Annotated in this window: 23 protein-coding genes and 1 tRNA gene; 13 read left to right on the top strand and 11 right to left on the bottom strand. The window is 44.8% G+C overall.

Translation table 11 applies throughout. The annotated features are described in order from the left end of the window. Positions 1-300: 300 nt before the first annotated feature. Positions 301-1,962, bottom strand: coding sequence for a leucine-rich repeat protein (locus tag DQN70_RS02720; RefSeq protein ID WP_023938069.1), 1,662 nt, complete (start codon positions 1,960-1,962; stop codon positions 301-303). A gap of 605 nt (positions 1,963-2,567) precedes the next feature. Between DQN70_RS02720 and DQN70_RS02715 the strand changes: the two genes are divergently transcribed. From DQN70_RS02715 to DQN70_RS02705, 3 genes are all read left to right on the top strand, one after another. Further along, the gene (locus DQN70_RS02715; protein ID WP_042226393.1) at positions 2,568-3,329 is read left to right on the top strand and encodes an Ig-like domain-containing protein; all 762 of its coding nucleotides are present in this window, start codon (positions 2,568-2,570) and stop codon (positions 3,327-3,329) included. Between the two features lie 279 nt (positions 3,330-3,608). Beyond that, positions 3,609-4,718 (top strand): Ig-like domain-containing protein, encoded by a 1,110-nt coding sequence (locus tag DQN70_RS02710; protein ID WP_036888142.1) that lies wholly within the window; start codon positions 3,609-3,611, stop codon positions 4,716-4,718. A gap of 59 nt (positions 4,719-4,777) precedes the next feature. Beyond that, the gene (locus DQN70_RS02705; protein WP_023941451.1) at positions 4,778-5,926 is read left to right on the top strand and encodes an Ig-like domain-containing protein; all 1,149 of its coding nucleotides are present in this window, start codon (positions 4,778-4,780) and stop codon (positions 5,924-5,926) included. Between the two features lie 455 nt (positions 5,927-6,381). Here DQN70_RS02705 and DQN70_RS02700 read toward each other — a convergent pair whose 3' ends face one another. The 6 genes from DQN70_RS02700 to porX form a co-directional block, all read right to left on the bottom strand. Beyond that, positions 6,382-7,464, bottom strand: coding sequence for a leucine-rich repeat domain-containing protein (locus DQN70_RS02700; RefSeq protein WP_023938073.1), 1,083 nt, complete (start codon positions 7,462-7,464; stop codon positions 6,382-6,384). Positions 7,465-7,551: 87 nt separating this feature from the next. Continuing rightward, a complete protein-coding gene (rsgA, locus tag DQN70_RS02695) occupies positions 7,552-8,499 on the bottom strand; it encodes a ribosome small subunit-dependent GTPase A (RefSeq protein ID WP_036888315.1) in 948 nt (315 codons plus the stop codon). A gap of 65 nt (positions 8,500-8,564) precedes the next feature. Next, positions 8,565-9,125 (bottom strand): ribosome recycling factor, encoded by a 561-nt coding sequence (gene frr, locus DQN70_RS02690; RefSeq protein ID WP_023938075.1) that lies wholly within the window; start codon positions 9,123-9,125, stop codon positions 8,565-8,567. 35 nt (positions 9,126-9,160) lie between these two features. Continuing rightward, positions 9,161-9,880: a UMP kinase gene (pyrH, locus tag DQN70_RS02685; RefSeq protein WP_023941448.1), complete on the bottom strand. Its 720-nt coding sequence runs from the start codon at positions 9,878-9,880 to the stop codon at positions 9,161-9,163. Between the two features lie 89 nt (positions 9,881-9,969). Continuing rightward, complete coding sequence (gene tsaE / locus DQN70_RS02680; RefSeq protein ID WP_023938077.1) at positions 9,970-10,392, bottom strand: tRNA (adenosine(37)-N6)-threonylcarbamoyltransferase complex ATPase subunit type 1 TsaE; 423 nt, start codon at positions 10,390-10,392, stop codon at positions 9,970-9,972. A gap of 9 nt (positions 10,393-10,401) precedes the next feature. Next, on the bottom strand, positions 10,402-11,943 hold the full coding sequence (gene porX, locus DQN70_RS02675; protein WP_023941446.1) for a T9SS response regulator signal transducer PorX: 1,542 nt from the start codon (positions 11,941-11,943) through the stop codon (positions 10,402-10,404). Positions 11,944-12,098: 155 nt separating this feature from the next. Between porX and DQN70_RS02670 the strand changes: the two genes are divergently transcribed. The 5 genes from DQN70_RS02670 (at position 12,099) to rny (ending at position 16,337) form a co-directional block, all read left to right on the top strand. After that, positions 12,099-13,313: an aminotransferase class V-fold PLP-dependent enzyme gene (locus DQN70_RS02670; protein ID WP_023941442.1), complete on the top strand. Its 1,215-nt coding sequence runs from the start codon at positions 12,099-12,101 to the stop codon at positions 13,311-13,313. 14 nt (positions 13,314-13,327) lie between these two features. Further along, positions 13,328-13,906, top strand: coding sequence for a ribonuclease HII (locus DQN70_RS02665; RefSeq protein ID WP_023941441.1), 579 nt, complete (start codon positions 13,328-13,330; stop codon positions 13,904-13,906). A gap of 136 nt (positions 13,907-14,042) precedes the next feature. Continuing rightward, positions 14,043-14,339: a hypothetical protein gene (locus tag DQN70_RS02660; RefSeq protein ID WP_023941439.1), complete on the top strand. Its 297-nt coding sequence runs from the start codon at positions 14,043-14,045 to the stop codon at positions 14,337-14,339. After that, entirely contained in the window at positions 14,339-14,653 is a 315-nt protein-coding gene (locus tag DQN70_RS02655) for a cell division protein ZapA (RefSeq protein WP_023938083.1), read from the top strand. The genes DQN70_RS02660 and DQN70_RS02655 overlap by 1 nt, the downstream gene beginning before the upstream one ends. Positions 14,654-14,792: 139 nt before the next feature. Then, a complete protein-coding gene (gene rny, locus DQN70_RS02650) occupies positions 14,793-16,337 on the top strand; it encodes a ribonuclease Y (RefSeq protein WP_023941438.1) in 1,545 nt (514 codons plus the stop codon). A 114-nt stretch (positions 16,338-16,451) separates the two neighbouring features. Here rny and deoC read toward each other — a convergent pair whose 3' ends face one another. From deoC to dtd, 3 genes are read right to left on the bottom strand one after another with little or no spacing between them, the layout of a single operon-like run. Further along, positions 16,452-17,312 carry a deoxyribose-phosphate aldolase gene (deoC, locus tag DQN70_RS02645; protein WP_023938720.1) on the bottom strand — a complete coding sequence of 287 codons (861 nt, stop codon included), beginning with the start codon at positions 17,310-17,312 and terminating at the stop codon, positions 16,452-16,454. Between the two features lie 24 nt (positions 17,313-17,336). Continuing rightward, positions 17,337-17,648, bottom strand: a complete 312-nt coding sequence (locus DQN70_RS02640; RefSeq protein WP_111759377.1) for a nucleotide pyrophosphohydrolase — start codon at positions 17,646-17,648, stop codon at positions 17,337-17,339. Positions 17,649-17,707: 59 nt separating this feature from the next. Then, positions 17,708-18,160: a D-aminoacyl-tRNA deacylase gene (gene dtd, locus DQN70_RS02635; protein ID WP_023938724.1), complete on the bottom strand. Its 453-nt coding sequence runs from the start codon at positions 18,158-18,160 to the stop codon at positions 17,708-17,710. Between the two features lie 719 nt (positions 18,161-18,879). Between dtd and DQN70_RS02630 the strand changes: the two genes are divergently transcribed. Both DQN70_RS02630 and DQN70_RS02625 read left to right on the top strand, forming a co-directional pair. Continuing rightward, on the top strand, positions 18,880-19,350 hold the full coding sequence (locus tag DQN70_RS02630) for a hypothetical protein (protein WP_023939959.1): 471 nt from the start codon (positions 18,880-18,882) through the stop codon (positions 19,348-19,350). Between the two features lie 162 nt (positions 19,351-19,512). Further along, the gene (locus DQN70_RS02625) at positions 19,513-19,854 is read left to right on the top strand and encodes a hypothetical protein (protein ID WP_023939961.1); all 342 of its coding nucleotides are present in this window, start codon (positions 19,513-19,515) and stop codon (positions 19,852-19,854) included. Positions 19,855-20,000: 146 nt separating this feature from the next. On the opposite strand, the gene DQN70_RS02620 is transcribed toward DQN70_RS02625, so the two are convergent. Beyond that, positions 20,001-20,084 (bottom strand) — tRNA-Leu (locus DQN70_RS02620). A gap of 356 nt (positions 20,085-20,440) precedes the next feature. On the opposite strand from DQN70_RS02620, the gene DQN70_RS02615 reads away from it, so the two are divergent. The 3 genes from DQN70_RS02615 (at position 20,441) to DQN70_RS02605 (ending at position 26,860) form a co-directional block, all read left to right on the top strand. After that, positions 20,441-22,144, top strand: coding sequence for a T9SS type A sorting domain-containing protein (locus DQN70_RS02615; RefSeq protein ID WP_023939967.1), 1,704 nt, complete (start codon positions 20,441-20,443; stop codon positions 22,142-22,144). Between the two features lie 24 nt (positions 22,145-22,168). Next, positions 22,169-24,358: a leucine-rich repeat protein gene (locus DQN70_RS02610; RefSeq protein WP_023939969.1), complete on the top strand. Its 2,190-nt coding sequence runs from the start codon at positions 22,169-22,171 to the stop codon at positions 24,356-24,358. A 456-nt stretch (positions 24,359-24,814) separates the two neighbouring features. After that, positions 24,815-26,860, top strand: coding sequence for an HD family phosphohydrolase (locus tag DQN70_RS02605; protein ID WP_023939971.1), 2,046 nt, complete (start codon positions 24,815-24,817; stop codon positions 26,858-26,860). Positions 26,861-26,889: the final 29 nt, after the last annotated feature.

Genomic DNA, 26,889 nt, shown 5'->3' with positions numbered 1-26,889 from the left:
GTAGCTCCGCAAGGGTAATTTACAAGCCATTTTATTCCTTGTCCCTTGCTTCCCCCCAAATTCTTCCCTCCTTTTATCCGAAGAATACCTCTTTCCTACATCTCCTTATTTTTCAAAAGTCTCATGTAAATTAAGTAACCGTATCTTACTTACAAGACTTTCGAAAAGGCTCTCCATATGTAGAATAAGCTCCTCTTCAAAAGCGGCTAATTTCTTCTAGAAAAGTCACTAATCTTTCTGTAAAAAGATTAGTGACTTTTCGGAGGCGTATAATGTTCTCTCAATGAAATTCTGCAGATTTTACTCCGCTGAGATCTTATCGGCATACTGCTTCCAGCCTTTCGCTTTCTTATAAGTATCGACGGCTGAGGCCGGCACGCGTATCTGAAAGACGAACGGAGAATTGGTGTACAGCTCTCCTTCCAATATAGGAGGTATCTCTCCTAACATCCTGATTTGGATGATTGCGCTCTTTCCAAGGACACCATTTCCGATAGTTTGGACTCCTTTGGGAAATTCAATGGTACTGAATGTACAATCGGAAAAGACTCCTTTCCCACCTATTTCCTTTAGGCTTTCGGGGAGCTTGATGGAAGGCAGAGCTGCACAACCCAGAAAAGCACCTTCCTCGATTTTGATCACTCCATTGGGGATTGCGATGGTGGGCAATGTTTTACAACCAGATAATGCGAGCTTTTCTATTACCTTCACCGTCGAAGGGATATTAATTGATTGCAAAGCTTCATTCTCTACAAACCAATACCCTAAAGAAGTTATTCCTTCAGGCAACATTACCCGAGTCAGCTTAGAACAATAAGAGAATGCCCCACTTCCAATCTTGGTCGCAGGATTCGGAATAGTGACAGTCTCCAAACCGGAAGATTTGAAAGCTCCCTCTCCGATCTCCTTCAGACCTTGGGGCAATTTGATAGACGCCAAAACGCCACAACTGACAAAAGCAGCTTCGCCGATCTTCTGCAAAGCTGCGGGAAATTCAATAGCTGAAAAATGACATCCAAGAAAGGCCTTTCTGCCTATGACTTGCAACTGATCGGGAAATTCAATCTCTGAAATCCCGCATTTATAAAAGGCGTATTCTCCGATTATTTCCAAGGTCTCCGGCAGAATGACTTTCTCCAAATTGCGAAGCTCGTTAAATGTGGCATACAGTTTACTGTCCTCCCATTCTCCATTGGGGATCATTCTTCCTGTACAACTTTTCAGATTCAAAAAAATGGTCTGATTTTTGATAGAAGCAGCTTTAATAGTGCGCCTTAATTCTCTCCAATTGTCACCACTGTCGAGATTGATGCCCTTGAGACCGACTTTGTATTCCTTGTCAAAAGGTTGCTTTTGGAGCCAGCTATAAAGGTCTTCTATACTGGAAAACACTACAAAATCGCCAGGGATGTCTTCTTTCATCCATTTAGCATAAAGAGTGATATCTGATGTCTGAGTACTCACATCGTAGGGGAAAGAGATTTTTTTACTCAATCCGGCATCCTGATACCATCCATCGAAAGTGTTTCCTGTTTTAACAGGAGCCAAAGGCTCTGTCAAAGTTCCTCCCTTGAGCACCCTATCAACATGATTATCACCCGTTGGCCACGAACCGCCATTAAGTTCCCATGTAACATTCCAATATTCGGCAACAGCCTCTGACTGCCACTTAGCTCGCAGTGTAAAATCTCGTGTTACGGGTGTGTGAAAATCGTATGAACTCGTTCCATCCTCAGACCAACAGACAAAAACAAAGCCGGTCTTTTGGGGAACTATCGAAGGAGCTACAATTGTCTCTCCTTTTGCCACTCGCTGAGCCAGGGGAATAGGCATACCTCCATCTGCATCGAATGTCACAGTGAAATACACTTTTTCCTCTTCGTCCTTGTCTTTCGAACAAGAAAAGACAAAGAGAGAGAAGAAAATGCTCAGTAAATAAATAATAGTTAGTCTTTTGGTCATGGCAATTCTCTTTTTATTTCTTTCGATATTTGTTATCCGCAATTGGCAGACTTTGTACAGTTGCAAGTTTAGCAATTTTTTAGCTGTATCCACTTCCTAAATTAGTCCTGCTCTTCAGAATCTCTCATGGGAAATCCTTTTCAAAAAAAATAAGACACCGAATTCCTCTTTTCTTGCAATAATTCAAGTAAAAAAAACAGACAAAAAAAAGCCAATTCAATCAAAGGAGAGAAATATGCATATCATTTTAATACCATTTCAAAAAACTTCTGATCAACTTGAATACATCACGATAAGAACTATCTATACTAACGCGTATTGTCTTTTTCTCGTCAAACCAGATTTTTATTAAGTTTGCCGAGCAAGGGGTTGCGGTCTTTCTTTGGTGTTTACACTCAGAAGTTTTTAGTGTGAAATTAGATTGTGAGGAAAGTTTTTGTGCGGAATAATATCCGCAGTAGATCTTAGATCTCATATCTTCTTTCTTGTGTAGAGAACAAAGCACAAACAAACAACAGAGACGAGTGTAGAAAAAAATGATGGGCATAAACTCTGCTTAGAAAAACGTATTTAAATAGCGAATAATGCATAAGTTAAACAACAAAATGAAAAACAAAATCAGTTCCGTTCTGCTTGCAGCAGGTCTTATGGTCTTGTCTCTTTTTTCTTGCGACAAGAAGGTAGAGAGTAGTAAAATCAACTTGATAACCAAGAATCTAGAACTTTCAATTGGTCAAACCGCCAAACTCGAAGTCTCAGTAACTCCCACAGGTCCACTTTCTTTCCTCTCTCTTGATGAGTCTATTGCCAGTGTCGACAAAAATGGCATAGTGAAAGCTCAGGGAAAAGGCGAAACCTTTATCCAGGTAAAAGCTTCAAAAGCCCAACCAGAGAGAGTAAAAATAACAGTAAAAGAATGGGAAAGTACCCCTCCCAAGGGATCCGAGCTACCCATAGTAAAACTTTTTTTTAAAGATAAAGAGGAATTAATAGGAGCTGTTGGTCCTCACGAATTAGCCCTCGGTCGCCAACCGGCCTTAATTACCGTTGTCCTGCCTCTCAGTGGTTTTCTAAATAAAGAAAACAAAGTAGTAACAGCCACCATTTACGATCAAAGAAGAGAAAAGGGTACTATGGCTCTAACATTTGCATTCCTACGCAAGAATTGGGATGATCATCCCGAAGTGGCCACCGACTTGGAGAAAATGGGATTTGTAGCCACTTCCAAAGATCCTGTAAAAGGCTTCCTGGATGAACCTTGCTACCAATGGTCTCGCATGGATGGTATAAAAGCTGAGATTGTTGATGACAAATACAGAGAAGAGTTAAACAGCAACTCTCTGCTTATCTTTTACAAGAAAAAGTAGTAGACACCAATAAGCAGCATCAAATGGGAGAAGCAATCTCAGCTCTCCCATTTGAATTTTAAGAAGGTACACTCTCGATAATCCCTTTTAAAGGGAAAGGAAATCTATTCTGGTGAGTGTTTGTATCCAAACTCTATCTTAGTTCCAAGTACAATGAAACAAATTTTATCTTCGGTGCTCTTGTCATTGTTGACTGTGAGTATGCTTTTACTGTCTTCTTGCACAAAAGAAGATAAACCACAACAAAAAGTTGAGATTAAGTTAAATAGCCCTCTGTCAATGACTATAGCAATGGGTCAGTATGTAAAATTGAAAGTTACTACAGAGCCTGAGACCATTCTAAATTGGAGCAGCAAAAACCCAACTGTTGTCAAAGTAAACCAATCCGGCGAGCTTTGGGCTATGCAGGAAGGTGTTACTCAAGTTGTTATTTCAGCAGAAAAGGCCAAAGATGTAGTGATAGATGTAGAGGTAAAAAAATCGGAATTACCTCTACTAAAATTCGTAAAAAACGACTTAGACGAAGACATTGTCTCTTATGAAAAGAATGTTGGTCGTGTTTTCAACCGAGAAATAAATTTCTTAAATAGATCAAGATTCCCTGGGTATTTGAATGTAGATCTACCAACGATCCCCGTGGTGATATATGGTATTGCAAACAAAACACACAAGATAATCATGTGTTATTCCAAAGAAACTTTGGATAGATTTGAGCGCACTGAGAAATTGATGCTTGATGCAGGGTTTGGGAAACCAGAGCGAGTTACTTTGGAACCGGACGGTGATCCTGCAATCAAATGGCAAAAGGGAAATATCGAGGCTATTCTTTTCTCATTTATTCATAAAGAGTATGGAACTAGAACCGTTCTTCAATTTATGGAGGAGGGTCAATACTCCAAGGAAGAGAAGATAGTAGAAGTCCTGCATCCCGTAGTGGAAGATGTCAAAGATTTTCCATCCATGCAAGCTCTAACTGGTTCTTTGGAAGATATAGAATCTTTCGAGAAAGGATTGGGCTTCAGAGAAAGAGGGAAAGCTTCGAACCCTGAAAATCCAGCCTACTATCCCCTTGAGGAAAAAACAATGTTGAGTAATTTTGATGCCGTAATATACATTCGTAAACCTCAACAGCAGAAGGAAAGGCCATACCTAAATACCAGACTCAACTGTTTGGCAAAGGTTGAAGATGTGAAAAATGAGAGCTTCAATAAGTGGATCCGCCTCAACTGTGGAGAAGGAGGAGAATGGAAGCTTAATGCGAATAAAACAAAAGCACAACTACTGACCAAAACCCATTTGCTTGTGGTATACCTTTCCGGAGAGTACATTTTGATGCAAATTTTTGACCCTGCGGTTTTGAATGGAACATCTAAACAACTCACTCTGTAGATATACAAGTAGGGGTACCGAATATTGACATCCGTATTTAATAATCAACTAAAAAGACAATGAGAAAATCATTTAGTATAGCCTTGATGGCAATTGCTTCTGTTTTGCTTCTTTCCCTCTTCTCTTGTGATAAAGAGAAAACAGAAGTGAAGATCAAGTTAGATCAGAAGGAAGTCTCAGTAACAAAAGGACGTACCAAGACTGTTACAGTCACAACCACTCCTCGCACTCCGGTAAGTTGGAAGTCTTTGGACGAAAAGATAGCGAAAGTTTCTGATGGCAAAATTGAGGGAGTTGAGATTGGCGAAACTACGATTATCATTTCTGCAAAGAATGCAAAAGATGTGCAACTCAAAGTGATTGTAAAGCCTCAGGGAACAGTAAATACTGAACTTCCTCTTTTCAACTTCTCTACAAATGACCAGGATCCCAATATCGTCGAGCATGAAGAAGGAGTTGGAAGAGAACACATGTCTAATGTAGATATTTGGGGACAAAAATTCCCTGGCTACGTCAACAAAGACCTGACAATCACGGCTGTTGTTTACGGAATTCGCGCTGCAGGCCGAGACTTGATTCTCTGTCATACAACCGAGACTTTAGCTTCTCAAGCACCAAAAATCAATGAAATGATGGTCGAACAGAATTATCCGGAATCAAGTGTCTCCAGTGATGGCAGTTCACTTATTTGGGACAATGGAGGGCCTGTTTTTGCTCAATTAGAAAAGAACGAAGCACCTGACTACAAGGGCAAATCTACTCTTACTATTTGGAGATACTCCATACACCCTGTAGTAAAGAATGCAAAAGACTTTCCTGATCTCTCTTATGTGAAACTTTCCCCTTCAAACGAAGACAAGAAAAAACTCCAAGAACATGAGAAAAAATTGGGTCTAAGAAAAGAAACTCCTGGAGGAGAATTAGATTACACACTTGAAGGAGAGAAATTTGAGCAAAGTAATATCAGACGAGTTATTTACAGACAAGGGAATATTGCAATAGTGCTCAACTGCATAGAGGATATTCACGATGTAAAGAAACCCGATTTTATAGAATGGCTCAAAATAAATGGAATTGAACCTCAAGAATGGGATTACTCGGAAAAACACAATGCCTATGGTTTCAAATTCGGTGATAAATATTTCTCTATTCTGTATATGAGTGATTTCAGAGGTATAACAATGCTCGTGAATACAACTGGTAATTAACCAACAATAGAGAAGACATAGGAACCTGTTCTCTTAACAAAGAGATGATACACACAAGAGGCTGTGCTGATATTTGGCACAGCCTCTTGTTGTGAAATCATACAATCTGTTCTTTGCAGATGAAAAGTCTCTTTTTTAGCATCTTAATAGTTTTTGGCAGCTTTAGGGGGGGGATAGAAAGGTTTGAAACTGAAGAGGAAGAGAAAGAGAGAGATGACTAGAGCTTAGTTTCGTAATAGTATATTAGTCATTCCTTAAAGAAGTTTTTAAGGAATGACTAAGTAGCTCAAGATCGAAAGAGCAAAAACTGATACAAATAAAAAAGAAGAGGCTGTGTCGAAATATGGTATTCAACACAGCCCCTTTTACTTTATATAAACTTTTGAAGTTATTATGGACTGAATAGTTTCAAAACCCAGACAGGAGATAAGAAAACTACTCTCATATCAAATTTATCAGTGAGCAACAGTCAGTTTGAAAACCTTATCACCAGATATTATTACGTAGTGACCGTCAGAGACTTTTGCAAGATTCAGGCGAGCCAAACCATCGCTATCAGCAACTGTCGTAAGCAAGCATTCAGCATTCATAGCTAAGAGTCTAACCTCTGCGAACGGATATGTTGCAACAATAACATAATCTTGAGCAGGGTTGGGATAAACAGCATAATTGGCGTCTTCAGCAAGCTCGATATCAGATGGTTTCACTCCCGGATAAATTACTCCCTTACCTTGATTTTTGCCATTGCTATAGTCGAGCACTAACCAGTTTTTATCCCCTGCTATTTTCACAGCATCCGTGTTACACACATTTTTCTCTTCTCGATTCAACTTATCCCTGCTTTCTACCACATAAAACTTTCCTTCTTTACCTTTCAACTGATCATACTTCCTCATCGGGAGAGTTCTGACCAAATGCAACATTTCGTATTCGGGGATCTCGTTGAGAAAAACGCGCACATCACGGACATGGGTGTTATTGGAAAAATCTATGGTTCTGACTTTGGTTGCATGACAATCAATCTCTCTTAGATTCAGGCATTGGGAAACATCAACTTTTTCGATTGGATTATTGCTACATTCCAAATTCTTCAAAGAAGAGGATTTGCTCAAATCAAGTTCTTTGATCTTGTTCTTATGACAACGCAAGCTCTCCAAGTTTTCATTGGCAGTCACATCTAATTTTTCTATTTCGTTTTTGTAACACAGCAACACAGAGAGATTAGGACAGTTGGACACATCTAGCTCTGTAATGTCGTTTTCATAACAGTAGAACCATGAGATGTCTCCCTTGATTTTTACCTCTTGGGAATTTAAAGTGTAATTGCAGAATTTTTTGTTTACGAAGCTACTCCCATCAATACCCTCAAATTCCACTTTTCCAGTGGCAATGATGTAGAGGCGAACAAAAACTCCTTCTCCAGGTTGTTTTTTTGTCTTGAAGGAGATATAGTTTTCAGCATGCACTTGGGAAAAACTCAGTGCAGCAAACAGGGCGATAAAAATCACCCCTAAAGAACGGAGAGAGATTTTTTTCATTTCTAATTCCTTTTAGATTAGCAAGATTATATATTCAAAATCACAAAGTATCACATACTGTCGATACTGCCGACCAGGGGAGTCTTTTCAATACTCCGGTCTGTATTTGCCGGCTTTGCTATCGCCCAATATACTCAGATAACTATTGTAACGAGTAGGGGCAATTTTACCCTCCTCAACAGCCTTTAGTACAGCACAATCCGGCTCATGCAAATGCGTACAATTGGCAAATCTGCAATGGGCAGACATTGCAAATATCTCGGGAAAGTAATGAGAGGCATCTGCCTCATCCATCTCTATCGTACCAAAACCTTTGATACCAGGAGAGTCTATCAAATATCCACCCTGCGAAAGAGGGATCATTTCGGAATAAGTAGTGGTATGCATTCCGGTCTGGTGAATATCCGATATGGCAGCAGTCCGCAAATGAAGTCCCGGAACAAGGGCATTGATAAGCGTACTCTTACCCACCCCAGAATGTCCACTGACAAGAGTTATACGCCCTGTCATGTGCTGCCCTAAATCTTCTATTCCTTCTCCGGTGACAGCAGAGGTGGCAAAACAGCGATAACCGATATTGCGGTATAAATCAAGCAGATACTCAAGAGCCTCCTGCTCCGGCTCTGCGTAGTCGTCTATTTTGTTGAAAACCAGCTCCACCGGTACAGAATAGGCCTCGGCCGTAGCCAAAAATCGATCAATGAAAGTTGTAGACGTTTCCGGTCGTGCCACAGTACAGACCAAAAGGGCAGCATCCAGATTAGCTCCCAGTATATGAACCTCTTTGGAAAGGTTGGAAGCTCGCCGAATGATATAGTTGCGCCGTGGCAATATTCGTCTGATATAGCAGACCGCATCATCCTCCGTAGTAGAGCGAGGATCAACCTCAACCCTATCTCCCACAGCGATGGGATTGGTAGAACGTATTCCTTTTAGGCGCAAACTACCCTTGGCCCGGCAATCTAATTGAAGCCCGTCATCCGTCAGCACAGTGTAGTGGCTGCCGGTATTGCAAATCACCAAACCTTGGAGCATAGCTGAAGAAAAAGAAGCAGGGAGGCCAAGGCCTTTCACCTCTCTTGCCCTGCTTCGATCTCGTGTCAGACAGTCATTATTTCTTTTTCTTTGTCAGCGAAGATTTCATCGATCTTCTTGATATAGGCATCATGCACTTTCTGAGCTTCGGATTCGGCATCTTTGGCCACATCTTCCGGAGTAGAATCTGCCTTGACTGATTTCTTGATCTTGTCTATAGCATCACGTCTGGCATTACGTACACTTATCTTAGCATCTTCGGCTTCTGTCTTTATCTGTTTGACAAGCTGCTTGCGTCTTTCCTCGGTAAGAGGAGGGATTCCCAAGCGAATCAACTCTCCGTTGTTTTCGGGTGTAATACCCAATGGAGAATCGATGATAGCTTTCTCTATATCCCGAATGATTTTCTTTTCCCAAGGAGTAATCACAATGCTGCGTGCATCGGGAACAGTCACCGTAGCAACCTGAGTCAGAGGAGTTGGAGCACCGTAGTACTCTACCATAATCCCATCCAAAATTTTAGGGTTTGCCTTACCTGCCCTAATACGAGCAAGGGTTTCTTCGAGGTATTCTACTGCATCTTGCATACCCATCCGGGCTTCGGAGATGTATTCTTGAATATCCATATACGTATTTAGTTTGGTGTGTTTATTCCTTGTTGTTAGCGAACGATAGTCCCTATAGCTTCTCCTCTAAGTACAGCCTGCAAATTGCCGGGTTTGTCCATATCGAAGACAACGATAGGTAGAGCATTTTCCCTGCACAAAGTAGAAGCCGTAAGGTCCATTACCTTGAGCTTTCGCTCGTATATTTCATCATAGCTGATGGTATCGAATTTCGTGGCAGTAGGGTCTTTCTCCGGGTCAGCGGTATAAATCCCATCCACTCTGGTCCCCTTGAGCATAGCATCGGCTTCGATCTCTATTCCTCTGAGGGCCGCACCTGTATCCGTGGTAAAGTAGGGATTTCCAGTTCCGCAGGAAAGTATCACTACATGCCCCTGACGCAACAAACTGTCTGCTTTCCATTTGCTGTAGAACTCACCCACCGGCTCCATACGCACAGCAGTCAGCACATCTGCATGCACACCTGCATGCCTCAGAGCCGAGCAAAGAGCCAAGCTATTGATCACGGTCGCCAGCATACCCATTTGATCTCCACTGTACCTATCAATACCGGTATAGGTACCGGTCACTCCACGAAATATATTACCACCCCCTATTACAATAGCAATCTCTATGCCCCTCTCATGGGCTTCCTTAATGTCTTGCACATAGGCACTCAATCTATGGGCATCTATACCATGCTTGCCGGAGGCTGCCAAGGACTCTCCGCTTAATTTGAGTAACACACGGTGATAAGGCTGGTTGAGAGTGTTCATTGTTAAATGTTTTGTTTACGCTTCTACAAAGATAAACGAACCCAAGAGCTATACAAAGCTACTCTATACTACACTCCGCAAAGATACCCCTACCTCAACTCCAGCACCCGACTTCCATCTGCCTGCTCACTGATATGTATCCTCACAGTATCATCCGGCAAGATTGGCTCCAGAACCTCCGGCCATTCGATAAAACATATTGCACCGGAAGCAAAATAGTCTTCCGCCCCGAGGTTGAGAGCATCCTGTACTTGCTCCAGACGATAGCAGTCGAAGTGATAAATTGTCTCTCCTGTTGGTTCACTTCGGTACTCATTAATAATGGAGAATGTCGGACTATTGATCACATCTTTCACACCGAGGGCTTCACATACGGCCTTAATAAAGGTCGTCTTGCCTGTCCCCATAGGAGCATAGAAAGCAAAGACTCTCCGAGAGCCTATTTCGGAAGCAAACTGATTCGCCACCAGGGAGAGATCCTCGAGGGTATGGATTGTATAGCTGGTTTTCATTTTAGATTTCTACTTGGCTTGCATATCAACTACCGGGATAAGCAATTCTTCGAGCGATATACCGCCATGCTGAAAGGTACCCTGGTAATACTGCACATAGTGATTGAAATTATTGGGGTAGGCAAAGAAGTCACTGCCCGTGGCAAATATGTACTTGCCCGACAGGCCGGGTCTAGGTAACCCATACTGCTCCGGTTTGAGGATTTCATATACTTCTTTTTCCTTGTATGTCAGGTTCTTGGCCGCCTTGTATCGCAGATTGGTGTTGAGACTTCGATCTCCTATCACTTTTAACGCTTCGTGTACACGTATGGTGCCGTGATCAGTGGTAAGGATGACTCGTGCCCCTTGCTGAGCAATGCGTTTGAACATCTCCATGGCAGTAGAGTGCTCAAACCAGCTCTTGGTAATAGAGCGATAAGCAGCTTCCGAGCCGGCCAGCTCCCGCATCATCTTGCTTTCTGTACGAGCATGCGACATCATATCCACAAAATTGAGTACGATCACATTCAGGTCATACTGTTTCAGGCTATTGATTCGTCCGAGAAGTTTCTCTCCAAAAGCCGTATCATAGACTTTGTGGTAAGAGAAAGAATAGTTTTTACGATATCGCTGCAGAAGAGCCGAAAGCAACTGTTCTTCGTATTGATTCTTACCCTCTTCACTCTCCTCGTCTATCCACATATCAGGATACATTCGGGCAATGTCGGCCGGCATAAGCCCTGCAAAGATTGCATTGCGTGCATAATGCGTTACCGAGGGGAGTATTGAGCAATAGAGATCCTCATCGAAGCTATAGTAAGGAGTGAGCAAAGTCTTGACTGCTTCCCATTGATCCAGACGAAAGTTGTCGATCAATATGAAGAAAACTTTCTCGCCTGCATCTAACAGAGGTAACACTTTAGTTTTGATAAGCTCGGAGCTCATCAGAGGCCGCCCCTGTCCTGCCATCCAGTTCGCGTAATATTCTTTAACAAACTTAACAAACTGCAAATTGGCCTCTCGTTTTTGCATCTCAAGCATTTCAGCCATATCGGGAGCCGATTGCTCCAACTCAAGATCCCAGTAGACAAGTTTCCGATACAATTCTTTCCACTGCTCCATACTGTTGCAGTCGGATATCTGTACAGACAAATCGGAAAAATCCTGACGGTAGCTCTGTATGGCCGACTCATTTTTGAGAGTATGCTCATGCACATGTTTTTTGAGAGAAAGCAAAAGCTGGTTAGGGTTGATCGGTTTGATCAGGTAATCCGAAATGCTACGACCTATGGCTTCATTCATGAGTTGCTCCTCTTCGCTCTTGGTCACCATAACGACTGGGATATGAGCTTTCAAGGCTTTGATCCGAAGCAGAGTTTCCAATCCGGTAAGTCCGGGCATCATCTCATCCAGAAATATAATATCATAGTCCTGCTCACGCAGGGCTTCCAAAGCATCAAGACCGCTATTTACAGCTGTAACATCATAGCCTTTAGCTTCGAGAAAAAGGATGTGTGGACGCAGCAAATCTATCTCATCATCCGCCCACAATATGCTGTATCTTCTCATAGGAAATTCGTTTTATCTACTCCGCTCAAAGGTACAAAAGAGCAGAGACCTCCCAACTTCTCGATTGAGGCTCCTAACAAAATCGATCAGAGAGAAATAGGAAAGCAAGTTGGAGATGTACTCCATAGGTCGCATTTTGTAACTTTGCCGGCACCATGTACAATGTGAAAGAAATACGCCAACAATTCCCTCTGCTGAACCGACTTGTCAGCGGTAAGCCCTATATATATATGGACAATGCAGCCACAACGCAGAAACCACAATCTGTGTTGGATGCAATTACAGAGTCATACAGCTGCTACAATGCCAACATCCACAGGGGAGTGCATTACCTCAGCCGAATGGCTACCGAGAGACATGAGCAGGCCAGACAGCGGATTGCGACCTATCTGAATGCAGCCGATTCCTCCTCTATTTTGTTTGTTCGAGGAACGACCGAAGCAATCAATCTGGTGGCCTCCTCTTATGGGAAAGAGCACTTTAGCCCCGGTTCGGAGCTAATCCTGAGCACAGCCGAGCACCACTCCAATATCGTTCCATGGCAATTAGCAGGAGAACAAGTGGGGCTCAAACTGCGAGTCATTCCCCTCTTAGAAGATGGTTCGTTGGACTTGGCCACCTACGAAAAACTCATCTCTCCTCAAACCGCAATGGTCGCCATTGCCGGTATCAGCAATGTGCTCGGCATTGTCAATCCAGTAAAACAAATGATAGAGATCGCTCACCGACACAAGGTACCGGTGTTGGTGGATGCAGCCCAAATGATTGCCCACAGTAGAGTGGATGTACAAGACCTTGACTGTGACTTTTTGGCCTTTTCTGCACACAAAATTTACGGTCCTAACGGATTAGGAGTCCTCTATGGAAAAAAAGAGCTGCTCGAAACGATGCCTCCCTACCAAGGAGGGGGAGAAATGATTGCCAAGGTAAGTTTCGACAAAACAACTTACAATGAGCTCCCCTACAAATTTGAAGCAGGAACGCCCGACTATGTAGGGTCTGTAGCATTGTCCGCAGCACTGGACTTTGTGGAGGAGTTGGGGATCGAGTCCATAGCCCGGCATGAAGCTGAGCTATCCCATCAAATCATAGAGGGGCTTGAGCAGATAAAGGGAATTCGCTTTCTGGGGACAAGCCGGGAACGAGCCGGTGTTATTTCTTTTCTAATCGGGGATATTCATCACTACGACATGGGGATGCTGCTTGATCAGCAAGGTGTTGCCGTTCGCACGGGGCATCACTGCGCCCAGCCCCTGATGGACTATTTTGGTCTGAGCGGCACTGTGCGCGTCTCTGTCGGCCTCTACAATACGGAGGAAGATGTGCAGGCTTTCTTGAAAGCCATAAAGCGGACCGTCACGATGTTTTGAATCAGAGATCCAAAATGCTCCGATCTCGCTATCAACCGGGTACAGGTTCCGAGTGTGGATGTGACGAGGCCGGCCGTGGCTGTTTGGCTGGACCGGTCTTTGCCGCAGCGGTTATCCTGCCTCCGGACTTTTCTTGCGACCTGCTCAATGACTCGAAAAAACTTTCGGTCAGAAAACGGGAAGCTCTAAGAGTTTTGATTGAACGCGAAGCCCTCGCTTGGTCTGTGGCCAGCGTCTCGGCTGAGGAGATAGACCAAATCAATATCCTGCGAGCCTCTTTTCTGGCTATGCACAGGGCAATTGCCTCTCTTAGCATTTCTCCTGAACTCCTTTTGATAGACGGGAATCGTTTTGAGCCATTCGGAAACCTTCCTCACTATTGCATAGTACATGGTGATGCTCTCTATCAGAGCATCGCAGCCGCCTCCATTTTAGCGAAGACACATAGAGACAGCTATATGCAAGAAGCCGCCTTGCGTTTTCCCGGCTACGATTGGGAGCACAACATGGGCTACCCGACTAAGACCCATAGAGAAGCGATCGCACGGCTGGGAACGACACCTATTCATCGACTTACTTTTCGCCTTCACTGACAGACTGCCCTGGATATCGACAGTAACATAGCGAGAGCCATGTTGTACAACAGTCTCTAAAGGATTGAGTATCCATGGGCTAAGGGTCGGTTCTTTCGCAAGTTTAGCTTAACTTTGCTCCATCAAAGCTGGTGCTATGACGCAAGAGGAGCAGTACGATGTAAAGAGGCTTGGCGACAATGTTGCCCGTCTCATGGATCTTGTACGTACTCAAACAGCACGGATAGAGCAGCTCGAAGCAACCATTCGGGAGCAGGAAGAGCGCATAAAGGTAGCAGAACTGCAATGTGCAGTAGCCAAGGGGAAATCCGAGACCTTGCTTACCGCCCGAGCCATAGCCACAAGCCAAGAAGAAATAAAGCAGACCAAACAGCGTTTGGACTGCCTGATAGAAGATATAGATAAGTGCATAGCACTACTTGAAACAGAATAATGGATTCGACAGAAGGCAGACAACAGAGCATTACCCTCATTGTGCAAGGCATACGTCTGCCATTGGTCGTGGATAGCAGGCTGGAGCCATGCTATCGTATGGCTGCTGCTGAGCTCAACGCTCGCATAGAATCTTACAAGGTGCAATATGGGCAAAGTGATCGCATTTCTCCCGAAGACTATCTTGCCATGGCGGCTCTGGATAGGTCTTATTACTTGCATCGCACTCGTAAGGAGGTGGATACAGCCCCTCTTATGGAAGAAGTCAGACGTCTTAATAGCTCAGTAGAGGAGTTTTTACGCCAATACCGCTAACAAAAGTCTGTTCATCCCGCGCTTGTTCGACTGTCTATACTCTCTCCTACTCTTTCTTCTTGTCCTTGATAGCTTGAGACATACCACCGATGGGGGGTGTGTCTTTGTTGTATGATTTTTAAACGAATAGCTAAGAATAATGGCAGTAGAAAGCACAACCTTGATCATAGCGATCATGACTTTTTTGCTGGGCCTGGTCGTAGCCTGGGCCGTGCAGCGATCTCTTTTGAAGCAAAAGGCCGCTAAAAGATTGGCCGAAGCAGAAAGAGAATCGGAAGTTATCAAACAGAAAAAACTCCTCGAAGTAAAGGAACGGTTTATTCAGCTCAAGTCCGATCTGGAGAAGCAAGTCAATCAGCGTACAGCCAAGTTGCAACAGTCCGAGAGCAAAATACGCAATAGAGAGCGCAACCTCGTGCAAAAGCAAGAAGAACTTGCAAAGAAAAACCAAGAGTTAGATACCATTCGGGAAAATCTGACAGCCCAAATGGGTATTCTCGACAATAAGCAGAAGGAGCTTGACGATCTGTCACGTAGACAAAGAGAGCAGCTGGAGTCTCTCTCCGGAATGTCTGCCGAGGAAGCAAAGAACTACTTGGTAGAAAATCTGAAAGATGAAGCCAAGAATGAGGCCTCCGGCTATATCAATGATATCATCGAAGAAGCCAAAATGACGGCAAACAAGGAAGCCAAGCGCATCGTGATACAAAGCATACAGCGAGTGGCTACTGAAACTGCCATCGAAAACTCTGTAACAGTCTTCCATATAGAAAATGACGAGATCAAGGGTCGGATCATCGGACGTGAGGGACGCAATATCCGGGCCTTGGAAGCTGCTACCGGTATAGAGATCATTGTGGACGATACACCTGAGGCGATTGTGCTCTCCGGCTTCGATCCGGTACGCAGAGAAGTGGCTCGTCTGGCCTTACACCAACTGGTACAGGATGGACGCATCCACCCGGCACGCATCGAAGAGGTAGTAGCCAAAGTGAGAAAGCAGATAGAGGAAGAGATCATAGAGACAGGTAAGCGCACAATGATCGACCTCGGTATCCACGGTCTGCACCCCGAGCTGATACGTCTTGTCGGTAAAATGAAGTATCGCTCTTCCTATGGACAAAACCTTCTCCAACACTCCCGAGAAACAGCCAATCTATGTGCAGTGATGGCTTCAGAATTGGGGCTCAACCCAAAGAAAGCCAAGCGAGCCGGCCTGTTGCACGACATAGGTAAAGTGCCAGATGACGAACCCGAATTGCCACATGCTCTGCTGGGGATGAAGCTCTGCCAGAAATACAAGGAAAAACCGGATATATGCAATGCTGTAGGTGCACATCACGATGAAACCGAGATGACCTCTCTATTGGCACCTATCGTGCAGGTGTGCGATGCCATCAGTGGTGCTCGCCCCGGTGCACGTCGTGAGATTGTCGAGGCTTATATCAAACGTCTCAACGACTTGGAGCAGTTAGCTCTCTCCTACCCCGGTGTAATAAAAACGTACGCTATTCAGGCCGGTCGTGAGTTGCGTGTGATAGTAGGGGCCGAACATACCGATGACAACTCGATTGCGACCCTATCCAACGAAATTGCAAGGCGCATACAAGAGGAAATGACCTACCCGGGACAGGTCAAGATTACCGTTATACGCGAAACTCGCTCAGTGAGCTACGCCAAATAAAAAGGAGGAGAAAAGCAGAATCTTTTCTTTTCGTACAAAAAAAGCGAGGCGGACAAGAAAATGTCCGCCTCGCTTTTTTATTGTGGGAACCTTTGATCCGGGTTATCAGGAGTCTCAGCCGGCAATGGCTTTTTCCAGATTACCAAGCAGGCTGCTGGCTCCGATACGCATCAATTCCGGAGTGAGCCATTCTTCGCCCAACACCTCACGAACAATAGCATAATACTTCACAGCCTCTTCAGCCGAACGGATACCACCGGAGAATTTCACCCCACAGCGTTTGCCATACAGCTGGTAATATTGCTTAAGTACCGAACACATCACATAGGCAGCCTCAAGGCTGGCTCCGGGATATTCTTTGCCAGTAGAAGTCTTGATAAAGTCCGCGCCGGAGAAGAGCGAAAGGATCGAAGCCTTGCGAATGAGTTCGGCAGTCTTGAGTGCCCCTGTCTCCAAAATCACTTTGAGATGTGCATTCCGGCAAGCTGTCTTTTGCTCTTCTATCTCATTAGCGGCCGTTTCGTAGTCGTCAGACAAGAATGCTCCCATATTGAGCACAATATCCACTTCATCGGCTCCGTCACGTACGGCCAGCGATGTCTCAGCCAACTTGACTTCGATAAAACTTTGCGAAGCCGGGAAACATCCACTCACACAAGCCACACGCACACCTCCAGCCGTGAGGGTCTCGCGCACGGTCTTGACAAAGTTGGGATAGACACAAATAGCTGCCACAGAGGGGATCGTGGGGTCTTGTCCATCTTTGTCGTTTACCGGTTGTACAAAACGTGCAATGTGCTCCTCCGTATCAGCTCCATTCAGACTTGTCAAGTCTATCGTTCCGATGAGGAATTTCATCACTTCTTTCGTATTGTACTTATCGTAGTTCTCGGATACGATTTTGTCTACAGCGGTCTTTACAGCCTCGTCTGTCATTGACTCAAATTTGGCAAAAGCCTCGTCGTATTTACTCATAATTCAGTTTGAAATATTTATTCGTTATCTAAGTTTCGGGTTATTCTTGTGCCGCTCAATGTCTCGAGAGGTCTTTTTCTGCATATTAGCTCGCAGGGCATCACTCATATCTATACCACACTGGTTGGCCAGACAAAGCAAGACCCACATCACATCGGCCATCTCGTCTGCCAAAGCCCGAGGATCTTCACCTTCTTTCAGAGACTGTTCACCATATATCCGAGCCATGAGCCTGGCCACCTCACCCACCTCCTCAGTCAGGATTGCCATGTTTGTCAGCTGATGAAAATAGCGTTGCCCATAGGTCTTGATCCACTGATCCACCAGAGCTTGCATCTCTCGGATGCCTATCTCCGGCTCTTGCCCTTGGGGCAAAGACTGTGTATCGGGGTTGTTCATAAGTCTGTATGAGTGTCTAAAAGGATTGTTACCGGGCCATCATTGCAGAGGCTAACCTGCATATCAGCTCCGAATTGCCCCGTGGCCACTGGTCGGGCGAGAAGTTCTGTACAGCGTTGGCAAAAGTATTCGTAAAGAGGGATCGCAAACTCCGGACGGGAAGCTCGAATGTAAGATGGTCGATTTCCCTTCCTTGTGGAGGCCATAAGCGTAAACTGGCTCACGACAAGCATTTCTCCGTGCGTATCAAGCAGGGAAAGATTCATAACACCTCGCTCGTCATCGAATATCCTTAGCTTGACCAATTTTTCGGCCAAAGCATCAGCATCGGTCTGTCTGTCGGCATCTTCTATGCCTATCAGTACCAGCAACCCGTGACCTATACGCCCCACCTCATTACCCTCCACACAGACTTGGGCATGGGACACTCTTTGCACAACTATTCTCATGGCTTAGTTTATTCGGTTCTGCAAAGGTAAACGTTTCTATTTACTTGGATTGGAGGAGGGTTTATCCTCTATTGAGACAACAGGTTTGAAATAAGCCTCAAAATATGCCTCACTGCATAGAGCCCCAACAGAATCGGTATGAAGGTTTTGTATAATGAGGGATTTTATTCCGCAGCAATCTCGAAAAGAGCTGTCATTTTCCGCGACTTAGATTGACAAACTTTGTAAATTCTATTCTCAACAAAAACCAGAAAAAACGGAAGAAAAATAGGCCATAGAAACAAGTGGATGTACTTCTCTTTTATGGGCTTTTACTGACCTCCCAGAATGCCGATGAATAGGGCATTCTGGGAGGGTCAAAATTCTCTCCTGAGAGATTTTTTGCTAACACAGGAGAGAGCAATTTTTTCCTCAGGAGAGAATTTTCGTTCTCTCCCGTGTTAGCAAAAAACAGTTCCTCTCAACATCAAAAAGGGAGGGAAAAATCTGGCTAAAAACCCTCCAATCCGAACAAAAAAGTACCTTGGAAAAGCAACAAAACAACACATAAACAAACAAAACAATCGACTTGGATATATCTCAAGATTACCACATTCTGCAAAACCCAACAAAGGGATTACCGAAACAATCTTTTGGATACACCAAAAGCAAATGGTACAGGCTCTGCACTATTGGAGGCAAAATATCTTAGTTTTGAGAACTAATTAAGCGTCATAGGTATGCAAAATCTAAATTCGGAGATATTGGAGGAAAAATTTGAGACCTTTCTTTCTTGTGTAGACGATTATGTGGAAAACTTACAACTGAGAGCCAAACGAAAAGGGATTTATTTGGATGTGAGTTTGGATAATCTATGCGAGCTCGAGAAATATATCGTCCAAAATGATGTTTCCGTAGATAGTGATGAGTATAACGATTGTGCCGCATATCTGGGGGAAGTGGTCAGAAAAGAATTTCAAGGGAAATGGATTTGTAATCTTGATAAGGAAGACAACTCCTTGTATTACGGATTCCCCGTAATACAAGGGCATGCTCCAAACAACGTTTTATTTTCCCCTTTTCACGTTGTTAAAGCCTTTGTACTGAGAAAAAAAGAAAACCTGTTCATTACAGCTATCAAGAGCCAGATCTATCCTGCAACAATCGACTGGAGCAAATTCTCTGTTGAAGATCAGGAGTCGCATAGCTAAGTCCCTGCAAAAAACAGACTTCTTCCATCCAGATAAATCATACTATCACTATGGACATAGATATGCTTAAGGGGAGCAAAAGAGTTTGAGTATGCTGTAATACAAGCCTGACTAATTCTCGAAATTATTCAGTCAGTACAGCAGGACAATAAAGAAAAGATTATGAGTACAGTATCGGAAATTTATAGCAGGATTGGCCAAAGAATTGTCGATTCAATTGGATGCAAATGGCTTACTGCTACTTTGCACATTGAATACATCGGAGGGGTTAAGACCTTTTTGGAATACCAGACAGACAATGGAGAGGTCGAAAATACAGTTTTGCAGGATAGCTTCAAGAATATGAGGGATATAAAGGAGCTAAATGCTATAATGACAGCGGAGAACGACAAAAATAAATGGAACAAAGCCATATTTACAGTTACTCCGGAAGGGAAATTCAATGTAGAATTTATTTGGGATCAAAAACTCCAGAATAAAATTGAGGAATTAACAAAAGAGTAGCCACTCAAGCGAGAGGCTGATGAACTGAAAAAAGAGACTGTGCAAAGAGGTCTAAAAAAGAATTCTTTCAGAGTATGCCGAAGAATGTGATAGAAGGTAACAAAAAGGCTCCCTTTCCTATGTTGGAAAGGAAGCCTTTTCAAGCGTGCCCGGAGCCGGGATCGAACCGGCACGATATTGCTATCATTGGTGTTTGAGACCAACGCGTCTACCAATTCCGCCATCCGGGCGATGAGTCTTTTTGATCGGCGTGCGTGCAAAGGTAAGCATATTTCTATATTTTGCAAGACCCGTACCTTAATCAATGCTGGCTGTCTTATTGGGTCATAAAAGCAACACAATGGGCAAACAAAAAAGGACTGAGGCAAAACCAAATCCTGACATACGGCTCTCTATGATTTTGCGTCGGAAAAACTCCAATAGAGTGTACCCGAGGAGCTATCCTCGTGACTAATAAGAGAATAACTCCATACCCCACAGACTATCGGCAAAGTGGCCACCTCAACTACTTGTCGAATCAACTTATTTTCCCCATCTTCACGGACGATCAGAGTTTGTATAGATAGGGTAATTCTTATTGCAGACTATGCAACACAGAGAAACTACACTGCACCGCGACACTACCGGGAACCGGCTTGCCAAGCCGGGTTCCAAGGCTGATGGGCTCTTTTACCATCTCTCTTCAGGAAGAGGGGAATACAGCCTCATTACTCTGATTTTTAATCTATTATCCCTATTATCTGGTATATACTCTCTACTCTCCTACTATGCCGATGAGCTCGCCAAGCTCATAGTCGGACGTATGCCGATGTTCTCTCCGCCATCATCTATCACCGGTGGTGGCTTTGTCGTACATAATCATTATCACAAATCCAGTATGCTACACATTTTACCGAGTAGGTGGAGCAGCATCGCTATGCACATGGTCATAGGAGTATCGCTGCCATTTTTTGTCGAGGCTTCTCCCGCCTCTTTTGTTTCGGGTTATAGCAACAATGCTGTGCCCCAGTCCGATAGTATCTCTTACCTCCGAGAAGCTAAGGGGAACACTACCGGTGTGACCTATGCGCACCCGGCTGTGCTGAGCAATCTTGGCACGAATAGTATGGAGAATAGAGCCGTGTGCAATCTACTGACAAAACACAAAGAGATCAACCAAGGGGCACATATATTGGCCTCTTCGGACAAACCGGTCATTTTCATCGGATCTTCCACCGGGACTCCGACAGCATGGCACTGGACTGCACCCGGAGCCAAGAACAGCCCTCAGGAGGGAGCAAAAGCGAACTTTGAATACAGCACCCCGGGAATTTACGACTATCCTACTCTGGAAGTGAGCACAGCGCAGGGGACGGAGTCTTACAAGGCTGATCTGAAACTGAAGGTAGGTGGTACCTCGGAAGTGACAACGATAGATATGAGGAAGTGGGAGGATACCTACCTACTTGGGACACTCCATTACGAGGGCGGAGCCGATGTGGGAGGCTATGTAGGCGGCACCAATAACATGAACATTGAAGGCTTTGGCAACCTTTTTATGTTCGGTACCGATGATGCCTATATGGATGGGGTAAATGTATACCTACATCACAAGCCAACGAAGTTCAAAGAGGGAGCCAAAATCCTGATGCGCGTATGGCTATCGAAAGTCACGAGCGATGATGTTACCTTCACTTACCTGCCCATAGAAGCCGCCTTTATGAAAATGGAGGATATCAAGGCTGATGGCGAGGATGGAGCATGGGCATTGACTACAGAAGGAGCTGTGGCTTCATTCAAGTTCGAGACTCCGCTCGACCTCAATGGCAAGCCAATTATCTTCATCTCTATCGAGGGCTTTAGCAATGATCCTAAGACAGAGGATTTCTGCCTGTTAATGGATGTCAAAGGGAGGCAATTAGATGATGTACAAGCCAGCAACAGATTGGCACACAATTCCTTTGGGAAGCTCAAGGGTGAAGAAGACTACTTACGCCCCATTAGCCACTATGGGGGAGGGTTCGGCAGCTTTGCTATTTGCCCCATTGTGCGTATCGCCGAGACGATAGACGACGGTGTCGAAAAGGTAAGACCGGCCGACTCTTTTGATGCACATGTGCAAGAAGGCGGTGCGCTGCAAGTGTTCTCTGCACAAGCAGGGAGTCTGAGCATTTTCGACCTCCGAGGAGCCATCGTGGCTACACAGCAGATAGAGGCTGGGCAAACTCTCATAGACCTATTGTCCTTGCCTATGGGAATATACCTTGTCAAGGGTCCTAATGGCGTTGGCATCAAAATCATCAAACAATAATCAGTACACCAAATTCATAATGTTATGAGAAGAATATTTCAACTACTATCGCTGATTGTAGCTGGTACACTACTTGCTATCAATAGCTATGCCGATGAAAGACAGTGGAAGTTTGTCACAACAGGTGCAAGTAGCACCTATGCTATCGACAAGGAGGGTTCCCTCTGGTCTTGGGGCTGGAACTCGAGTGGTGAATTAGGTATCAACATCAAGGAAAAAGAAAAAGTAAGCACTCCCACACAAATAGAACCCGGTAGCACCTGGGTCTATGCTGCTGCCGGGCAGGCACGAGCCTATTTCATTAAGAGCGATGGCACTCTCTGGGCTACGGGAGACAACTCCAAAGGAGCACAGGGAGTAGGAGACGGACAGTCGCACCAGAAGCCTACACAGATAGGTACCGACAACGACTGGAAGGTCGTCGCTACCTCTCATTTCTTCGGCTATTTCGCCTTTGCTATCAAGACCAATGGTACTCTTTGGGCTTGGGGTGAAGGAGAAACCGGAGCCTTAGGTACCGGAGCGTATAAGAATGTATCCAAACCTGTGAAAATAGGGAACGACACTGATTGGGCGCAGATCTCTTGCGGAGCATCGCATGTCATGGCTATCAAAAATGATGGTTCTCTTTGGATGTGGGGATGGAATCAACACAACTCTCTTGCCGATATGGCTACGCATGTCAAAGTACCCACAAGGTATGGTATGGAGACAAATTGGGAGAAAGTCTTTGCCATAGAGAACTCTTCTTATGCAGTCAAAAAAGATGGCACTCTCTGGACTTGGGGACAAAACGAGAACAACAGCCTCGGGCTAAACCTCAACTTAGATCAAGAAGGCAATACAGTGAAAACGCCTCGACAAGTTACTGCTATAGAAGGTCGTGTACTCTTCATCTCAGGATGCGCCGAAGCCAAAATCGTTGGTGTAGGAGAAGCAGACAAGGCCAGCAAAATCTTCGCTTGGGGCAAGAATATAGATGGAGCACTCGGTGATGGCAAAGGCGTAGCAAATAGCTCCAGTGATATCCCTGTGGAATACACGCCTGTAGAAGTACTGTTCCCCAAGCAAGGGTTAAATTTCACCATGATAGGGTCTGGCCAGGCCTACACAATGGCTCTTGCTGACAATGGCGAGCTCTATGCGTGGGGTAGAAATAGAGGAGGAGAGCTGGGTAATTGTGTTGAGGAAGAATTCATGACTTTCGAGAGTAAACCAATACTCGTAGGAGTCAAGAATGATGATATAGAGGAGCAACTGACTTTCGACGCAAACAATATCCCGTCAACTCTGCCTAAAGCAAAAAAGATCATCCTTACGGGCACTTGGGGCACAGCAGACTTCTCCAAGTTGAGTACCACTTTGGGTAATAATGTCGGTATCCCACCTGTGGGAAACAATACCCTCGAAGAGGTTGATATGAGTGCCATAACTCTGAAAGAGAATACCTCTCTCTATGTCTCTGTCGGTATCTCTAATGCAGGAGTCTTTAAGGGCTGCAAAGCTCTCAAAGTAATCAAGATGCCCTCTCGGGAGGAGTGTGCGAAATTCTCGAACCTGAAGGATGCCTTCTGGCTCTGTACCTCGTTAGAGACGATCGACTTAGCTGGGTGTAGCAACGTCACATCATTGGAGAATACTTTCTCCAACGCCACTGCCCTCAAGCAGGTGAATAACCTGAAAGACTGCGTCTCCGTCACCAATACGAATGATGCCTTCTATATGTGTACAGCTCTTGAGAAGATTGAATTGCCAGCCATCCCTCTCTTGGGAGAGTCCATGTTTGGCGATTGTACTGCCCTCAAGACAATCGACTGGACCGAATATAAAGGGACAACAGCTCCAAAGTTCAACCCCAAGACTTTCAGAGGTCTTATTGATGACCCAAAGGTGATGAAGGGTATTAGCTTGGTCGTGCCTGATGCAGCTTTCGACTCATTTACGGCCGATGAGAAATGGAACCAACTGACTATTGTCAAAGCATCGGATTATCTCGGAATTGATAGTCTGGATCGCAGTCAGATTGCCATAACAAAGACAGGATCACAATATAGGATCACAGGCCTCAATGCAGGGATACCCTACTATCTGTATAACCTCTCGGGGAGCCTACTCCAAAAAGGGGCTACTCCTACCTCGGGAGATCTGGTATTCGATGTACAGGAAACAGTCCTAATCTTACAAGTAGGGACACACAGCATCAAACTACTGTGATTCATCGGGCGCAATCAAACAGAAAGAAAACCGATTTATAGCTTTTTAGTCTCTCAAATACGAGATTAAAACAAACAAGAGAGGGGGGGGGAGAGATGCAGACCTACATATAGGATGCAGCCTCTCCCCCTCTTCTTTTGCCCAAAGAGAACTGCTGCATAACGCAAACAACTGCATTATTTTCGACATTCGAGCCTGGTCCTCTGTGATAGAAAGGCCCCTAAAGGAGGACGCTCCGAAACCTCCTCCGAGCTATACCAATGGGTCACATCGAAACAAAGAGCTAATTTTGGGAGATGACAGCCCGTGTCTCCTCAAAGGAGATGTGTGTCAATCCTAATTAGCAACAACCCAAAACAGTGTAAACCCTGTGTTGAATTATCAATCCCCGACTGTCTACTTTTTTCAGTACACGTCGGTCTCAGGTATACACACTCCATACACGATATAGAAGCAATGAACCCCTTCAACATAAGACCGGACAAGCATATACAATCCCTGCTAATCCTTCTCGGGGCTGCCCTGCTGATTACTCTGCTGGCTCCAAGCGAACAGAAATTCAAGTATACTTTCTTTGAAGGAAAACCTTGGGCATACGACTTGCTGACAGCCCCATACGACATTCCTATTTTGAAAACAAAAGAGGCAATCAAAGAAGAGCAAGACAGCTTGTGTGAGCGTCAACTGCCCTACTACAACCTGCGTATGGATTTGCTTGATACAGCCCTGGAGCATTGGAAGAATGAGTTTAAGGAACGGTATGCCAAACAGTTGCCCCCGGCTTACTACTCTTATGTGGAAAAACAGCTGAACGAGTTGTACCACAATGGTATGATGGATGAGGCCGAAAAAGAAAATCTGAGAGCCAACGGAAAGCTGGAAGTCATGCTCAGCAACTCGGAAACAAAAGAGGCAGAGCGTACACCCATTTCTTATTTCTACACCCTGAAGGAAGCTTACTACAAAATCATAGATGGGACTCCCGAGCAATTGAGCAAAGAAGTGATCAATAGTTTCGACCTGTCTTCTTTGTTGAGAGTGAATGTGGCCTTCAACTCCGATATGAGCAGCAATGTGATGGATGAGGAGTTGCGGAAGATCTCCGTATCGACCGGAATTGTTCAGACCGGAGAACGTATTGTGGACAAGGGGGAGATTGTAGATGCCAGGATATACAATGTGCTTAATTCGTTCAAGATAGAGTACCAGTCCAGAGCTGCGGTAAGCGATCGGATTGTCATTTCTCTGGCTACTTTCGCCTTAATTGCGATGTTCTTCATCGCTTTTTGGCTCTATCTGTGGATCTTCCGGGTCCACTTCCTCGCACACAGGCGCAACGTGATACTGTTTGTCTCTCTGCTGCTCTTCCTCGTTGTCGTGACTGTGATCAATATCCGGCTGGATCTATTCAACCTCTACATCATTCCTTTCGCTATCCTGCCCTTAGTGGTGCGTACTTTCTTCGACTCACGCACAGCCCTCTTTGCTCATATTGTCTGCGTGCTGTCGGCAGCTCTCTTTGTACCCTTCCAATATGAATTTATTGTCTTGCAGATGTTAGCCGGTATGACGGGAATTTTCTCCCTACGCTCGCTTCGTTCTCGTGTAGACCTCATCCGCGCCACATTCCTGATCTTCGTCACCTATCTGCTCACCTATTTTGCATTGGCTTTCTGGCAGCATGGAGGTCTAACAGCTGACAACTGGACGCATATCATCTACTTCGGTATCAACCTGATTTTCCTGACCTTCTCCTATCTGCTCATCTACATCATAGAACGTCTATTCGGCTATGTCTCAATCATCAGCCTTGTGGAGCTGGGCGATATGAATTCGCCCTTGCTCAAAGAGCTGTCCGAGCGAGCTCCGGGCACATTTCAACACTCCTTCCAGGTATCTATCCTGGCTACCGAAGCTGCTATCAAGATCGATGCCGATGCAGCTCTGACCCGCACCGGAGCTCTCTACCACGACATTGGTAAAATGCGCAATCCGCAATACTTCACCGAAAACCAAGGGGGCAGCAATCCACATGAAAGCCTTTCGTACGACGAAAGTGCCCGTATCATTATCCGCCATGTCACGGATGGTATAGCAATGGCCCAGAAATATAAATTGCCCGATCAGGTTATCGATTTTATCCGGACTCACCACGGAGAAGGTAAGACCAAGTATTTCTACAACAGCTATTGCAATGAGCATCCCGGCATAGAGGTAGACCCGGCTCCTTTTACCTACCCTGGCCCAAATCCGTTTAGCAAGGAAACAGCCATTGTGATGATGGCCGATGCGGTAGAAGCCTCCAGCAGAAGTCTCAAAGAGTACACAGAAGAAAACATACGCAACCTGATAGATCGTATTGTGGACAGCATTGTAGAGGAAGGACTCTTGAGCGATGCTCCGATCACATTCCGAGACATCAAGAAAGCGAAAGAAGTATTCTACGAAAAGCTCAAAACAATCTATCATACCCGGATCGCCTACCCGGAGAAAAGGGCTTAGTCTGCACAAACCGATTATCACAACTCTGT

Source organism: Porphyromonas crevioricanis, from assembly GCF_900476255.1.
Lineage (GTDB): Bacteria > Bacteroidota > Bacteroidia > Bacteroidales > Porphyromonadaceae > Porphyromonas > Porphyromonas crevioricanis.
This window is presented reverse-complemented; position numbering and strand designations above follow the sequence as displayed.